General features: G+C 71.2%; 12 protein-coding genes. 5 read left to right on the forward strand and 7 right to left on the reverse strand.

Features of this window, described 5'->3' with window-relative positions; all coding sequences use genetic code 11:
- Both WG212_RS12015 and recQ read left to right on the forward strand, forming a co-directional pair.
- The coding region (locus WG212_RS12015) for an amidohydrolase family protein (RefSeq protein WP_337187337.1) at positions 1-692 on the forward strand (692 nt) is incomplete at its 5' end.
- A 63-nt stretch (positions 693-755) separates the two neighbouring features.
- Positions 756-2,609, forward strand: coding sequence for a DNA helicase RecQ (gene recQ, locus WG212_RS12020; RefSeq protein WP_337187447.1), 1,854 nt, complete (start codon positions 756-758; stop codon positions 2,607-2,609).
- Between the two features lie 78 nt (positions 2,610-2,687).
- Here the strand turns inward: recQ and WG212_RS12025 are convergent, their stop codons facing one another.
- The 3 genes from WG212_RS12025 to gyrB form a co-directional block, all read right to left on the reverse strand.
- A complete protein-coding gene (locus tag WG212_RS12025) occupies positions 2,688-3,170 on the reverse strand; it encodes a PEPxxWA-CTERM sorting domain-containing protein (protein WP_337187338.1) in 483 nt (160 codons plus the stop codon).
- A gap of 175 nt (positions 3,171-3,345) precedes the next feature.
- Positions 3,346-3,894, reverse strand: a complete 549-nt coding sequence (locus tag WG212_RS12030; RefSeq protein WP_337187339.1) for a PEPxxWA-CTERM sorting domain-containing protein — start codon at positions 3,892-3,894, stop codon at positions 3,346-3,348.
- A gap of 149 nt (positions 3,895-4,043) precedes the next feature.
- Complete coding sequence (gene gyrB, locus WG212_RS12035) at positions 4,044-6,479, reverse strand: DNA topoisomerase (ATP-hydrolyzing) subunit B (protein WP_337187340.1); 2,436 nt, start codon at positions 6,477-6,479, stop codon at positions 4,044-4,046.
- Between the two features lie 158 nt (positions 6,480-6,637).
- On the opposite strand from gyrB, the gene WG212_RS12040 reads away from it, so the two are divergent.
- Positions 6,638-8,260: a TonB family protein gene (locus WG212_RS12040; RefSeq protein WP_337187341.1), complete on the forward strand. Its 1,623-nt coding sequence runs from the start codon at positions 6,638-6,640 to the stop codon at positions 8,258-8,260.
- 109 nt (positions 8,261-8,369) lie between these two features.
- Entirely contained in the window at positions 8,370-8,849 is a 480-nt protein-coding gene (locus tag WG212_RS12045; protein WP_337187342.1) for a cyclic nucleotide-binding domain-containing protein, read from the forward strand.
- On the opposite strand, the gene WG212_RS12050 is transcribed toward WG212_RS12045, so the two are convergent.
- Genes WG212_RS12050 through WG212_RS12060 form a run of 3 tightly spaced genes read right to left on the reverse strand, consistent with a single transcriptional unit; the run spans position 8,818 to position 11,427 of the window.
- Entirely contained in the window at positions 8,818-9,627 is an 810-nt protein-coding gene (locus WG212_RS12050; RefSeq protein ID WP_337187343.1) for a metallophosphoesterase, read from the reverse strand. The two genes, WG212_RS12045 and WG212_RS12050, sit on opposite strands and share 32 nt — an antisense overlap.
- Before the next feature lie 52 nt (positions 9,628-9,679).
- Positions 9,680-10,834, reverse strand: a complete 1,155-nt coding sequence (recF, locus tag WG212_RS12055; RefSeq protein ID WP_337187344.1) for a DNA replication/repair protein RecF — start codon at positions 10,832-10,834, stop codon at positions 9,680-9,682.
- 32 nt (positions 10,835-10,866) lie between these two features.
- Positions 10,867-11,427, reverse strand: a complete 561-nt coding sequence (locus WG212_RS12060; RefSeq protein ID WP_337187345.1) for a metallophosphoesterase family protein — start codon at positions 11,425-11,427, stop codon at positions 10,867-10,869.
- Between the two features lie 173 nt (positions 11,428-11,600).
- Here WG212_RS12060 and polA point away from each other — a divergent pair, with 173 nt between their 5' ends.
- Positions 11,601-14,498 carry a DNA polymerase I gene (polA, locus tag WG212_RS12065; RefSeq protein WP_337187346.1) on the forward strand — a complete coding sequence of 966 codons (2,898 nt, stop codon included), beginning with the start codon at positions 11,601-11,603 and terminating at the stop codon, positions 14,496-14,498.
- 16 nt (positions 14,499-14,514) lie between these two features.
- Here the strand turns inward: polA and WG212_RS12070 are convergent, their stop codons facing one another.
- Positions 14,515-15,309, reverse strand: coding sequence for a metallophosphoesterase family protein (locus WG212_RS12070; protein WP_337187347.1), 795 nt, complete (start codon positions 15,307-15,309; stop codon positions 14,515-14,517).
- Between the last annotated feature and the right edge of the window lie 21 nt (positions 15,310-15,330).

Here is a 15,330-nt window from a genome sequence, read left to right on the forward strand (position 1 = left end):
AAGGGAACGAGGCCTCGGCCGCCTTCGCCGCCAACATGACCCAGAACTGGAAGGTCATGTTCCTGATGGGCGAGACGCCGGACTACGAGCAGACGCCGGACCGTACCGTGCTGGCGCTGGCCAACGCCCGCGGCGTGCGGCCTGAGGAACTGGCGCTCGATCACATGCTGACCAACGGCGGGCGCGGCATGCTCTACCTGCCGTTCCTGAACTACGCGAACGGCTCGCTGGACCCGTCGTTCGAGATGCTGACCCATCCGGACACGGTGCCGGGCCTGTCCGACGGTGGGGCGCATGTGGGGATGATCTGCGACGGCTCGTTCCCGACCTCGAACCTGACGCTGTGGACGCGCGACCGCACACGCGGGCCGAAGCTGCCGCTGGAGGCGATGGTGCGGATGCAAAGCCACGACAACGCCGCGGCGCTCGGTCTGCACGATCGCGGGCTGGTGGCCCCCGGCTACCGGGCCGACCTCAATGTCATCGACTATGACGGCCTGACCCTGGGCGCGCCGAGCGTCGCCTACGACCTGCCGGCCGGCGGGCGGCGGCTGGTGCAGCGGGCCGACGGCTATGTGGCGACCATCGTGGCAGGGCAGGTGACCTATCGCGACGGCCAGCCGACTGGCGCCCTGCCGGGCCGGCTGCTGCGCGGGGCGCAGGCGGCGCCTGCGGCGATCGCGGCGGAATAGCGCTTTGGCCTGGGCGGCGACACAGGCCATAAGCCCCGGATGGCCGCCTCCCTCGCGCCGCGTATGGACCTCGACGACACGCCGACCCTGGACGGGGCGCGCGAGATTCTGCGCCGCACCTTCGGGCACCCCGATTTCCGAGGCCGCCAGGCCGAGGTGATCGCCGAGGTGCTGGCCGGGCGCAGCGCCATGGCCGTGCTGCCGACCGGCGGCGGCAAGAGCGTCTGCTATCAGATCCCGGCGATGATGCGGCCGGGCCTCGGCCTAGTGGTCTCGCCGCTGATCGCGCTGATGACCGACCAGGTCGCCGGCCTGCAGCAGTCGGGCGTCGCCGCCGCCAAGCTCGATTCCACCGGCGAGGCCTGGGAGCGGGCCGAGACCTGGGAGAAGATCGACCGCGGCGAGCTGGACCTGCTCTACATCTCGCCGGAAGGCCTGATGCAGCCCTCGATGCTGGAGCGGCTGTCGCGCGTGCCGCTGGCGCTGCTGGCCATCGACGAAGCGCACTGCGTGAGCCAGTGGGGCCACGACTTCCGGCCCGAGTACCGGATGCTGGGCCGGCTGGCCGACATCTTCCCGAACGTGCCGCGGCTGGCGGTCACCGCCACCGCCGACAACCGCACCCGCGAGGACATCCGCGCCGAGCTGCGGCTCGCGGGCTCCGCCGAGTTCGTGGCCAGCTTCGCGCGCCCCGAGCTGATCCTGTCGGCCGAGCGCAAGCGGGGCACCGGCGAGAAGCGGGTGGTGGAGCTGGTGACCGCGCGGCCGAACCGCTCGGGCGTGGTCTACGCCGGCGCGCGCGAGAAGACCGAGCGGCTGGCCGAAACCCTGCGCGCCGCGGGCGTCCCGGCGCTGGCCTACCACGCCGGCCTGGAGAAGGGCCTGCGCGCCCGGCGGCTGGAAGAGTTCCTGGAGGCCGACGCGGCGGTGATGGTGGCGACCATCGCCTTCGGCATGGGGGTGGACAAGCCCGACGTCCGCTTCGTGATCCACGCCGATCCGCCCGCCGCCATCGAGGCCTACTGGCAGGAGGTGGGCCGCGCCGGACGAGACGGCGAGCCGGCCGAGGGGATCACCCTCTACGGCGCCGCCGACATGGCCTGGGCGCTGCGCCGCCTGAACGAGCGCGAGATGGACGAGGGCGTCAAGCAGGTCCAGGCGCGCAAGGTGCGCCAGCTCTACGCCATGCTGGACGGCGTGGCCTGCCGCGCCGCCGCCGTGCGCCGCTATTTCGGCGAGGCCGAAGTGGAGCCCTGCGGCCAGTGCGACCTGTGCGCCGGCGGCGTGGAGACCGTCGACGTGACGGTGGCGGCCCAGAAGGCGCTCAGCGCGGCGCATCGCCTGGGCGGGCGTTTCGGGCGCGGCCGGCTGGTGGATCACCTGCTGGGCCGCACCAAGGACGTCAGCGACTGGGAGGCCGGGCTCTCGACCTGGGGGATCGGCGCCGAACTGTCGGCCCACCAATGGAAGGACCTGGCCGAGCAACTCGTGTTCGAGGGCCTGCTGCGCGAGGACCCCAACGATGGCCGCCCCCTCGTGGGACCGGGCGATCCCGAGGCGGTTCGGGCTGTCTTCCGGGGCGACCGCACGGTGGCGATGCGCAAGCCGGCGGAAGGCGGGTCCGGGGCTGGCGGGGCTGGCGCGGGCGAACGTCCGCGGCGCAGGGGCCGAGAGGCCACCGTTGTCCCGCCGGCCGACCGGGCCCTGTTCGAGGCGCTGCGCGCCTGGCGGGCTTCCGAGGCCAAGGCCCAGCACGTGCCGCCCTATGTCATCTTCCACGACCGGACCCTGGCCGAGATCGCCGCCGCCCGCCCGGGCTCCCGCGGCGCCCTCGCCCGCCTGAACGGCGTGGGCGAGGCCAAGCTGGCCCACTACGGCGAGTCCGTGCTCGAGGTCGTGTCGGCCTTCGCCGGCTGAGCGATCGCCCCTTCGCTGCGACGCGAACGTCGGCGCCGCGGCGCAACACCGGATGCAGGCGGTCGCTCCGCCTTGCCGTCAGGCGGCCGCCGGGCGACGGCGACGAAGGACGGCGCCCGTCAGGCCCAGGCCGCCGATCATCAGCGCCCAGGTCGCCGGCTCGGGGATACCCGGGCCCACGTCACGCTCGGCGAAGGCGTAGTTCACGAAGCGATCCTGCTCGCCGGCCAGGGCCGGATCGTAGACATAGGCCGACAGGTCGAAGCCCGCGGAACTGCTGACGTCGTGCTCGGCGATGAACGTGACCCCTGGGACGCCCAACACGGCGTACCAGGCCAGGGCGTTGGCCGAGGTGTCCACGGTCGAGATCACATAGTCCTCGGGAGCGCCACCGAAGAGCTGCGCAGCCACCTGCTGCGCGGACGTCGGCGAAGCCAGATCCAGGGTCGGCCCGTTGTTCAGCCCCCAGCTCCCGACGAGCACCAGGGCGGCCTGGGCGGCGCCCGCAGCGGCGAGGGCGGCGCCGGCGGTGACGGCGGCGAGGACGTTTCGAAGCTTCATGGACCCAGCCCTTTGATGCAGCGCGCGAATCACATCGGCGCGCGGACCATCAGAGTTTCCGAACCGTGAACGTCCGCCTAACGAAGACACCCTCGGGTTGAATCGAGAATACCCGCGAAAATAGCAACGCCGCCCGTCCGAGACGGGCGGCGCGCAGAGACCGAACCCGGCGGGGTCAGGCGAAGGCGGCGCGGCGGCGGCGCAGCGCCGAGCCCGCCAGGCCGAAACCGCCGATCATCAGCGCCCAGGTCGCCGGCTCGGGAATGGCGCCAGCGCCGCCGCCCAGGCTGTCGTCCCGGAAGGCGTAATTGATGTAGGACGCATCGAGGTTGTCGCGGATGAAGGCCGACGCCGCGCCGTCCAGCGTGGAACCGTAGGTGTCCGTCGGACCGTAGTAGAGGCCCAGGTACTTGCTGCTGTAGTCCTGAGCGAACTTGTTCCCGCCGACGCCGATCACGTCGTACCAGGCCAGGAAGTCGATGTCGGCCACCTGGTCGCTCACCGTCGAGATCACATAGTCCCCGGCATTGCCGCCGAACAGCAGCGCCGCCGCTTCCTGCCCGGTGTAGGCCAGCGGGCCATTGGGCGGCGAGCCGCTCCATTCGGGAGCGTCGTCATGGTAGACGCTCCACGCGCCCACGAAGACCAGCGCCGCATTGGCGGCGGTGGCGCCCATCAGGACCGTCGCCGCCGCAGCGGCCGCCAGCAGTTTTCTTCCGATCATCCCTGTCGCCCCAGAACTGTCCAAAATTCCGCAGTCCGGCCCCATCCAGGCAGCGTCGCCGTCCTGGGTAGCTGCGGCCTGGCCATTCGGCGAACGCCTTCACCCGACAGGGGAAGGCGGGACGCGACATTCCCCAGGCAGACGAAGCCTCAGACGTCCACCTCGGCGTCCAGCGCATTCTCCTGGATGAACTCGCGGCGCGGCTCGACCAGGTCGCCCATCAGGCGGGTGAACATGTCGTCGGCGTCGTCGGCGTGGTTCACCTTGACCTGCAGCAGGGTGCGGGCGTCGACGTCCAGCGTCGTCTCCCAGAGCTGCTCGGCGTTCATCTCGCCCAGCCCCTTGTAGCGCTGGATGGTCAGGCCCCGCCGGCCGTTGTCCATCACCGCGTTCACAAGGTCGAGCGGCCCGCGCACGGGGGCGGTCCGGTCGCGGCGCGTGAAGGTCCCGACGCCCGAGAAAACCTGGGCCAGATCCTTCGACCGCTCGGCCAGCCGCCGCGCGTCGGCGGCGTGCAGCAGGAGGTCGTCCAGCACCACACGCTCGGACACGCCGCGCCGCACCCGGCTGAAGGCGTAGCCCCCGCCGGCCGCCGTCTCGCCCGACCAGGGCCCGTCGCCCTCCTCGGCGTAGAGGTCCAGGCGCGCCGCGGCCGCGGCCGGATCGCCGCTCTCGCCCAGCAGGCCGGCCAGCGCCGCCTGTTCGATGGCGAAGGCCGGCGCACGGGCGGCCAGGCGCTCGATATTGGCCTTCGCGCCCCGCGCGTTCTGGACCAGCGCCAGCAGGTCCTGGCCCGTCAGGCGTTCGCCCGATGGCAGGTCGAGGGTCGCCCCGTCGACGCCCTCGTCCATCAGGTAGACCTCGAGCTCGGCGTCGTCCTTGAGGTAGCGCACCGACTTGCCCTTGGCGGCCTTATACAGCGGCGGCTGGGCGATATAGAGGTAGCCGCGCTCGATCACCTCCGGCATCTGCCGGTAGAAGAAGGTGAGCAGCAGCGTCCGGATGTGGGCGCCGTCGACGTCGGCGTCCGTCATGATGACGATCTTGTGGTAGCGCAGCTTCTCGATGTTGAAGTCGTCGCGCCCGATCCCGGCGCCCAGGGCGGTGATCAGGGTGCCGACCTGGTCCGACGACAGCATCTTGTCGAACCGCGCCCGCTCCACGTTCAGGATCTTGCCGCGCAGCGGCAGGATGGCCTGGTTCTCGCGGTTGCGCGCCTGCTTGGCCGAGCCGCCGGCCGAGTCGCCCTCGACCAGGAAGATCTCGGACTTGGCCGGGTCCTTCTCGGAACAGTCGGCCAGCTTTCCGGGCAGCGAGGTGATGTCCAGCGCCGACTTCCGGCGCGTCAGCTCGCGGGCCTTGCGCGCCGCCTCGCGGGCGGCGGCGGCTTCGGCGATCTTCTGGACGATCATCCTGGCTTCGTTCGGGTGCTCCTCGAACCAAGTGGCCAGGCCGTCGCTCACCAGCCCCTCGACCGCGGGACGCACTTCCGAGCTGACCAGCTTGTCCTTGGTCTGGGAGGAAAACTTGGGGTCCGGCACCTTCACCGAAAGCACGCAGGTGAGGCCCTCGCGGGCGTCCTCGCCCGAAACGCTGACCTTCTCACGCTTGGCCGCCCCCGAACTCTCGGCGTAGCCCGTGATGACCCGCGTCAGCGCCGAGCGGAACGCCGCCAGGTGGGTGCCGCCGTCACGCTGGGGGATGTTGTTCGTGAAGCAGAGGACGTTCTCGTGGTAGCCGTCGTTCCACCAGAGCGCGAGGTCCACCTCCACCGTGTCGCGCCGGCCGCGGATGACCAGGGGCGTCTTCACCAGCGGCGTCTTGGCCTTGTCCAGGTGGCGGACGAAGGCCTCGATGCCGCCTTCGTAGCTCATCACCTCCTCGAACGGCTCGGCGCCGCGGTGGTCCTTGAGCCAGATGGTGACGCCCGAGTTCAGGAACGCCAGCTCGCGCAGCCGGTGCTCCAGGGTCTTCAGGTCGAACTCGATGAAGCGGAAGGTCTCGGTCGACGGCAGGAAGGTGACCTCGGTGCCGGTCAGGAACTCGCCGTTCTCGCGCTTGGGCGCCACGCCCGTGACGGCCAGGGGCGTGACCGCGTCGCCGCGCCGGAACTCCATCTCGTGGACCAGCCCGCCACGGTAGATCTTCAACCGGAGAAAATCGGAGAGCGCGTTCACCACCGACACGCCCACGCCGTGCAGGCCGCCCGAGACCTTGTAGCTGTTCTGGTCGAACTTCCCGCCCGCGTGGAGCTGGGTCATGATGACCTCGGCCGCCGAGACGCCTTCGCCCTCGTGGATGTCGGTGGGGATGCCGCGGCCGTCGTCGGTGACGGTGCACGACCCGTCCGCGTTCAGGATCACCTCGACGCGGGTGGCGTAGTCGGCCAGCGCCTCGTCGATGGCGTTGTCCACCACCTCGTAGACCATGTGATGCAGGCCCGAGCCGTCGTCGGTGTCGCCGATGTACATACCCGGCCGCTTGCGCACCGCGTCCAGGCCCTTCAGCACCTTGATGGAGTCCGCGCCGTACTCGGCTGCGCCGTTGGTCTCCGGGGTTTCCGGCGTCGCGTTGTCTTCGCTCATCTCGTGTCCAGCTTCGGCGCGTCCCGCGGAGGTTGGGCGATGTCGCCCAGGCGCCCTAGGTTGGAGCCGCGCGCTTCGCGCGGAGCCTGTCGTCAGGTTTCATATATAGGGTTCGGGGCTGATTCTGCACGTCATTCGGCGTTGCGGGCGGGGGGAAGATGAGAGCACCACTCATTGGACTGGTGTGCCTGCTGACGGGGGCGTCGACGAGCCTCGCGCAGCCGGCGACGGGCCACGCCATAACCAATCCGGACTGGGCCAGACGGCCCACGGCGGAGGACGTTTCCCACCACTATCCCAGGCTGGCCGCCTGGCTCAGCCTGGAGGGGCGCGCCACGATAAGCTGCATGGTCGAGGTGAGCGGCCGCCTCGCGGACTGCAAGGTGGCCGACGAGGCGCCGGCCGGCCTGGGCTTCGGCGCCGCGGCCCGCGACATGAGCGTCCACTTCGAGATGAGACCCAAGACCCTGGCCGGCGTCCCCGTGACGGGCGGCACGGTCCGCATACCCATTCGCTTTACCCTGCCCGCGGTGGATCCGCACACGCCGCCGCCACGGGCGTCCGAAGCCCGGCTGGCGCCCGCCCGCCGCCTCGTGAAGGCCCGCGGCGTCGACGCCTTCGCCATTCAGAGGCTGGAGACCGGAGTCCGCCGGTTGGAGTTCACGGGCGGCGACGCCATGCCGAGGGCGACCCGCGAGGCCGGAGTCGATGCATTGAAGGCTGCGCTCGCGGCTCGCCGCGCGGAGGTCGCCGAAGCCTATGCCAACGCCTACGCGCTGGTGCTCACCGAGGAGGAGCTCGCGGTCCTCGCAGCCTACGCCGAAGGGCCGACAGCCCGGGCGTTCGCCGGCGGCGGTCCGGCGCGCGACATGCTTCCGCTGATCCTGGCGTCGGCTCTCCAGTCGCTCAGAACCCACGCCCGTGAGGGCTACTGTGCGGACGCTCCCTGCATGACGCCGGCGGATCTGGCCTCGGCGTGGCGGCCGGAAAAGCCGACCCGGCGCGGCAAGCCACGGCTCACCGACCCACAGTGGATCGGTGCGCCCTCCCTGGCCCAGCTGCGTTCGGCCCGTCCACAGGGCGCCACGATCCTGAATCTCCCCGGAGCCGTCAGGATGGGCTGCCGGCTCACGGCCGATGGCGGGCTGGAGAGCTGCCAGGTCGAAGAGGAACACCCGGCTGGCGCCGGATTCGGCGAAAAGGCCCTCGGCCTCGCCGGGCGCTACAGGCTCCATCCGTTCCAGGTCCGGATGTTGGGCGCAGGGGACGAAGTGCTCGTCCGCCTGGGGTTTCCCGAGGACGAAGTTCCAGAGCCGTTCGAGCCGCCCTTGCCGCGTTCGCCCGAGACCCTGGAGCTCGCCCGCAGGCTGATCACCGCGTTCGACGCGAAGGCTCAGCTGGAGGCGGCCATGGCGTCCTACAAGCCCACCGCCGAGGTCGAGTCCGCGCACGAGAGGATGGTCGCAGCCGCGTTGATCGAGGCCCTGCCCGCGACGGTGACGGCGGTTGAGACGGCCGTGGCGGGCGTCTTCGCCACGTTCTTCACCGAAACCCAGTTGCGGGAAGCCATCCGGCACCAGGAGTCCGCGGTCGGTCAGGCCGAAATCGCGCGCCGCGAGGCGCTGAACGAGGCTCTCGCCCAGGCCTGGACCGACGTCGGCGTCCGGATCAATGCGGATGCTCGCGCCGCGTTCTGCGCCGAGCGGGCCTGCGGACCCTCGCCGGAGCCCGCGAAGATCCGAAGCGACGCCGCTCCGGCTCCCCGGACCCCATCTCCCTGACCGGGATGCCTATCCCCCAGGCGCCTATCCCCTGGGCGCCGATGTGCGGCGGACGCCGGCGCCGCGCCGATCAGGCGACCCGCGTGGCGGGGGGTGCTAGCTTCGCCCCATGTCCGAGCCCCTGCTGGACCTCTGCCGAGACCTGCCCGTCGTGACGTTCGCCGACGGCGAGGCGCTGCTGACCGAGGGCGCGACGACCGGGCGCCTCTTTGTGCTGGTCGACGGCGTGGTCGAGGTGGCCAAGGGCGACCACCGCATCAACACCGTCGCCGAGCCAGGCGCCGTCTTCGGCGAGATGTCGGTGCTGCTCGAGGCGCCGCACATGGCCACCGTGCGCGCCCTGGGGCCGGTCCGCGCCCATGTGAGCGAGGACGGCGGCGGCTTCATCCGCGCGCACCCGCAGATCGCGCACCACCTGGCCCGGGTCATCGCCCGCCGGCTGAACGGGGTGACCGCCTATCTGGTCGACCTCAAGACCCAGTACGAGGCCGAGGCGGGACACCTGGGCTTCGTCGACGAGATCCTGGAGTGCCTGCTGCACCAGCCGCCCGGCGGGTTCACGCCGGGATCGGACCGCGATCCCGGATAGGTCCGGCCGCCAGCCAGCCGGGCGGCGCATCCAGGGCTGCCAGCGGCCGGACCAGCGGCCGGTCCAGGCGCACCGCCTCCATCCCCGCCAACGAGACCCAGGCGGCGGCGCGGGCCTCGGTGTCGATGACGATGTACGGCGGAATCGGGCCGATCTGGCGGCCACAGTTGAACACCCAGGTGTCGCCGATCCGGTCGACCCACGAGCCCTCGGGCCGGAACGGCGCCTGGTGGATGTGTCCGGCGAGGACCATGTCCGGGCGGTAGGTGTCGATCCAGGCCGACAGGTCGGCGTCGCCCCAGTCGCGATGGCCATCCCAGCTCGTCGGCGAGCCCTCGGGCGGGGCGTGATAGACCCAGATCCACGACCGCCGGCGCCGCGCCGCGTCCCGCGCCAGCTGCGCGCCCACCGCCTCGCGCGAGAGCGGGCCGTCCCACCACGGGCAGACGGTCAGCAGGGTGTCCCCCAGGTCCACGGCGTCGCCGTCGGCGGCGATCCCCATCCGGCGGACCCAGTCCATCCACGAGGCCACCCGCTCGCCGTGGCCGTTGCGGCGGTCGAGGTCGTGGTTGCCGGACGAGACGATCAGGCGCGTCGCCCGCGCGATCCGTTGCAGGTACTTCAGGATCACCACCACCTGGATCGAGCCGTCCAGGGGGCTGGAGATGTCGAGGTGGTCGCCGGCGATGACCACCACGTCGAAGTCCGGCGCCGCCGCCAGCGTCCAGTCGTACTGCTTCAGGGCGTAGTGCAGGTCCGAGACCAGCAGGATCCTCATCGCCCCCCTCCCCCAAATCGCCGTCCGGGTCTGGCCATGAGGTGGCCGCGCTTCAGGCGATCGGAGCAACCCCCGAAGGTTCGACGCGGAAGCCCTGCGCGCGGCCTGCCAAAGCTTCGAACAGCATCTCGTCGGTTCCGGTCAGGAAGGCCTGGAGCCCCAGGGCCTCGACCTCGTCGAACAGCGCCGCGCGGCGCCGGGCGTCGAGGTGGGCGGCCACCTCGTCCAGCAGCAGGACGGGCGCCGGCGCGTCCGGCGCGCGGGCCAGCCGCGCCGCCTGGGCCAGCACCAGGTTGAGGATCAGCGCCTTCTGCTCGCCGGTGGAGCACTCCGCGGCCGGACGGTCCTTCTCCAGATGGAGCACCGAGAGGTCGCCGCGGTGGGGGCCGGTCAGCGCCCGGCCGGCGGCGGCGTCACGGTCGCGGGCCTGCCGCAGCGCCCGGGCCAGCCGCGCCTCGATCTCGGCGAAGTCGACGCCCTCGCCGGCCATCCGCTCCCAGTCACCCATCAGCGAAAGCCGCGCCTGGGGAAACGGCCGCTCGCCCCGCGTGGCGATCTCGGCCGCCAGCGCCGCCAGCGTCCGCGCGCGGGCCTCGGCCATCAGCGTCCCGGCCTCGGCCAGCCGGGCCTCCAGCGCGTCCAGCCAGGCGGCGTCGGCCGGACCGTCGGTCAGCAGCCGCATCCGCTCGCGCATCGCCTTCTCGTAGGCCTGGACGTGGGCCGCGTGCGCCGGCTCGGCGGCGAACACCAGCCGGTCGAAGAAGCGCCGCCGGTCGGCCGCGCCCTCGAGGAACAGCCTGTCCTGGGCCGGAGTCAGCCAGACTTGCCGGATGTGTTCGGCCAGCCGGCCGGGCGGCGCGGGCTCGCCCTCCACCCGCACCACGCGGCGGGCGGCGCCGGCCTGTTCGACGCCGGTGCCCAGCCGCGTCTCGCCCTGCGGCCCGCGCACCGTCACCGAGACGGCCCAGGCGCGCCCCTGGTGCTCGCCCGGCAGCCGCCGCCCCACCTCGGCGATCGCCGAGCCGCGCAGGCCCCGGCCCGGGATCAGGAAGCTCACCGCCTCCAGCAGGTTCGTCTTGCCCGCCCCGTTCGGCCCCGCCAGCCAAACCGGCCGCCCGTCCAGCGCCAGCTCCGCGCGGTCGTACGACCGGAAGTCGGTCAGGCCCAGACGGGTCAGGCTGAACTGTGTGGGGGCCGCGGCGGTCACCGCGCGGTCTTAGCCGGTTTTCGACGAGCGGACTAAGCCAGCCGGATCACCTGTCCGAAAACGCCGCCGGCCATGACCTTCAACCGCAGGAACGTCGGACGTTCCCCTTCGGACGGCATGACGGCGCTTCCGGGGTTCAGGGCCGAACCCTTGGCGCCGAACTTCGCTTCGTCGGCCCTGTGTGTGGCGGCATGGAGCAGGATGTCGACATGGCGGCCGAACAGCCGGTGGGACACCTCGGCAGCGTCCGAGGCCGCCACGAACGGGTCCGTCGACACGGCCAGGCCGGCCGCCTGGGCGTCGAACACGCAGCCGATGTCGTAGCCCTCGCCCTCCAGGCGCAGGACATCGCGCCGGGTCCGAATGTCATCGGCGTCATCCCGTCCCCGGACGCCGATGACAGGTGCGATTTCCTCGAGCTGATCCAGGGCGTAGGCGTCGCCCATGTCGCCCAGCGTGACGATCAAATCCGCGCCCTGAAGCCGCGGAAACAGGGCTGACGGGAGCTGGGGCCCGCCCTCATGGATGTGGCAATCGGCGAGGACGGCCAGGTTGGTTCCAGGCCCCTTCAGCCTCCAGACCGACTCGCCCATGGTCCAGTCCCCGCCTCGCCGCGGCTTTCTACCTGACCGCGCCCGGATTCCGCCAGCCGCGTGTCACAGCGGTCCCCATATCCGCGTCCTGGACACGTCGAGACCGAGGGAGACTGGGATGACACGGGGGAAGAGCGGATGACCGCAGCCCGCCCCCGCCTTATCTTAGGGTCATGACCGACACGCTCGACGCCGCCGAAGCCCCGCTGCCCGACCTGCCGCGCGATCCGACCCAGGACGGACCCAACGTGCGGCTCTATCTGGTCGACGGCTCGGGCTACATCTTCCGGGCGTTCCACGCCCTGCCGCCGCTGACGCGCAAGACGGACGGCCTGCCGGTGGGGGCGGTCGCCGGCTTCTGCAACATGATCTGGAAGCTGCTGGTCGAGATGCGCGCCCAGGCCGACGCGCCCACGCACCTGGCCGTCGTGTTCGACCATTCCGAGAAGACGTTCCGCAACGATCTCTACGACCAGTACAAGGCCCATCGCCCGCCGCCGCCCGAGGACCTGATCCCGCAGTTCCCGCTGGTGCGCGAGGCGACGCGGGCGTTCGGCGTGCCCTCCCTGGAGCTGCCCGGCTACGAGGCCGACGACATCATCGCCGCCTACGCCTGCAAGGTGCGCGACATGGGCGGCGAGGTGACCATCGTCTCGTCGGACAAGGACCTCATGCAGCTGGTCGGCGACCGGGTCTTCATGCTCGACACCATGAAGAACATCCGCATCGGAATCGATCAGGTCGTCGAGAAGTTCGGCGTAACGCCGGACAAGGTCGTCGATGTGCAGGCACTGTGCGGCGATTCGGTCGACAACGTCCCCGGCGCGCCCGGCATCGGCATCAAGACCGCCTCGGCGCTCATCAACGAGTATGGCGATCTCGACACGCTCCTGGCCCGCGCGGGCGAGATCAAGCAGCAGAAGCGCCGCGAGACCCTGATCGAATACGCCGACCAGATCCGCCTTTCGCGCCAGCTCGTCCAGCTCGATTGCGAGACGCCCCTGCCCGAGCCGCTCGACGCCCTGGTAGTCGATCCGCCGAATCCCGCCGAGCTGCACGCCTTCCTCGAGAAGATGGAATTCCGGACGCTGGCGCGCCGGGTGGGCGACGGCAATGGCGGCGAGGGACCCGCGGCCGTGGTCGGCGGCGCGCCGGACGCCCCGGCCTCGGACACCCCGTCGCCCAACGGCAGGGCGCCGGCCGCGCCGACGCACGGCCCCGTCGATGTGAACGGCTACGTCTGCGTCCGTGACCTGGCCGCGCTGGACGACTGGATCGCCCGCGCGTTCTCCGCCGGCGTCGTGGCCTTCGACACCGAGACCGACGCCCTGTCGTCGGCCGGCGCCAACCTCTGCGGCGTGTCCCTGGCCGTCTCGCCCGGCCAGGCCTGCTACATCCCCCTGGGCCACGAGGCGGAGGACGGCCTCGCGCTGGAGGCGCCGTCCGACCTGACACAGATCCCCATCGAGGAGGCGCTCGCCCGGCTGAAGCCCCTGCTGGAAGACCCGGCGGTGCTCAAGGTGGCGCAGAACGGCAAGTACGACATGGCCGTGCTGTCGCGCTACGGGATCGAGGTCGGCCCGATGGACGACACCATGCTGATCTCGTTCGCCCTGGAGGGCGGGCTGCACAAGAGCCACGGCATGGACGAGCTGTCCAAGCGCCTGCTCGACCATGCGCCGATCGCCTTCAAGACCGTGGCCGGGACCGGCAAGTCGCAGAAGAGCTTCAAGCACGTCGAGCTGAACGCGGCCACCTGCTACGCGGCCGAGGACGCCGACGTCACGCTCCGGCTCTACGAGCACCTGCGGCCGCGCCTGGCGCACGAGCGCCTGCTGACCGTCTACGAGACCACCGAGCGGCCGATGCCGCGCGTGCTGGCGAGCATGGAGCTGGCCGGGATCAAGGTGGACCCCGAGCGCCTGCGCCAGCTCTCCAACGACTTCTCGGTGCGCATGGCCGAGTTCGAGGCCGAGGCCCATCGCGTGGCCGGCCGCCCCTTCAACCTGGGCTCGCCCAAGCAGATCGGCGACATCCTCTACAAGGAGATGGGGCTGGCCTCGGGCAAGATGACGGCGACGGGCGCCCAGTCCACCGACGCCTCGATGCTGGAGGAGCTGGCCGCCCAGGGCCACGAGCTGCCGCGCATCCTGCTGGACTGGCGTCAGCTCTCGAAGCTGAAGGGCACCTATACCGACAACCTCGTGGCGGCGATGAACCCCGCCACCCACCGCGTCCACACGTCCTACAGCCTGGCCGCGGCCACCACCGGGCGGCTGGCCTCGTCGGACCCCAACCTCCAGAACATCCCGATCCGGACCGAGGAGGGGCGCAAGATCCGGCGCTGCTTCATCGCCGAGCCGGGCCATGTGCTGATCAGCGCCGACTATTCGCAGATCGAGCTGCGCCTGCTGGCCCACATCGGCGACATCCCCCAGCTCAAGAAGGCGTTCGCCGAGGGCCAGGACATCCACGCCACCACGGCGTCCGAGATGTTCGGCGTCCCGGTCGAAGGCATGCCGGCCGAGACCCGGCGGCGGGCCAAGGCGATCAACTTCGGCATCATCTACGGCATCTCGGCCTTCGGCCTGGCCAACCAGCTCGGCATTCCGCGCGACGAGGCCGGGGCCTACATCAAGACCTACTTCGAACGCTTCCCCGGCATCCGCACCTACATGGACCGCATGCAGCAGCAGGTGCGGGCCGAGGCGTTCGTCACCACCATCTTCGGGCGCAAGGTCCACATCCCCGCCGCGCGCGGCAAGAGCCAGGCCGAGCGCGCCTTCGCCGACCGCGCCGCCATCAACGCCCCGATCCAGGGCGCCGCCGCCGACGTGATGCGCCGCGCGATGATCCGCATGCCGGAGGCGCTGGCGCAGGCCGGCCTCACGGCGAAGATGCTGCTGCAGGTGCACGACGAACTGGTCTTCGAGGCGCCCGAGGCCGAGGCGGAGGCCCTGATCGCGGTGGCCCGCCGGGTGATGGAGCGCGCGGCCGAGCCGGCGGTGTCGATCTCGGTTCCGCTGGTCGTCGAGGCGCGCGCCGCCGCCAACTGGGACGATGCGCACTGAAGGCCTCCGCGGCGCGTCAGCGCTCGACGGCCTGGATCAGGCGCTGGGTCTCGCCCTGCAGTCGCACGGCGGTCAGGACGCCCGTGTAGTAGACGCCCGTGTCGATGCCGATACGGTTCGCCCGTATCTGGGGACGGGGCGCGGGGGTGTGGCCGTGGACGACCACCTTGCCGAAGTCGACGTCCGACTCGAGGAAGTCGTAGCGAATCCACATCAGGTCGCGATCGGCCTGCGCCTCCAGCGGCACGTCGGGGCGCACGCCCGCGTGGACGAACAGGTAGTCACCGATCTCGCATCGCAGCGACAGCCCGTGCAGGAACGCCCTGTGGGCGTCCGGGAAGGCCGCCACGAACCGTTCGCGGACCTGCGCGCCGCCGTCCGCGCGCCAGGGAGGATCGATCCCATAGGCGCGCAGGGTCGTCTCTCCCCAGTTCTCGATCCAGCTCATGGCGTAGGCGGGGTCGTCCAGGAACTTGAGCAGGGCGTCCTCGTGATTGCCCTTGAGCGCCGTCACCTCGAAGCCACCGCTTTCGACAAGCGCCAGGATCCGGTCGATGACGGCCCGACTGTCGGGGCCGCGGTCCACATAGTCGCCGAGAAACACCAGTCGCGGCGCCTCGTGCGGGCGCGAGGCCTCGACGTCGGCGGCGATCTGGCCGAGCAGGTCGTCCAGGACGACGGCGTGGCCGTGGACGTCGCCGATCGCATAGACCAGCCGTCCGCCTGTGGAAGGCGCCTTGGCCGGAATGGAACGCGGCGTCTGGATCGGGCCCTCCTTCTCCGACTCTGAAACCGGCGTGATCGTCGGCAACCGGAACCGCCTCCGCGGGTT

The sequence above is a fragment of the Phenylobacterium sp. genome, from assembly GCF_037189685.1.
Lineage (GTDB): Bacteria > Pseudomonadota > Alphaproteobacteria > Caulobacterales > Caulobacteraceae > Phenylobacterium.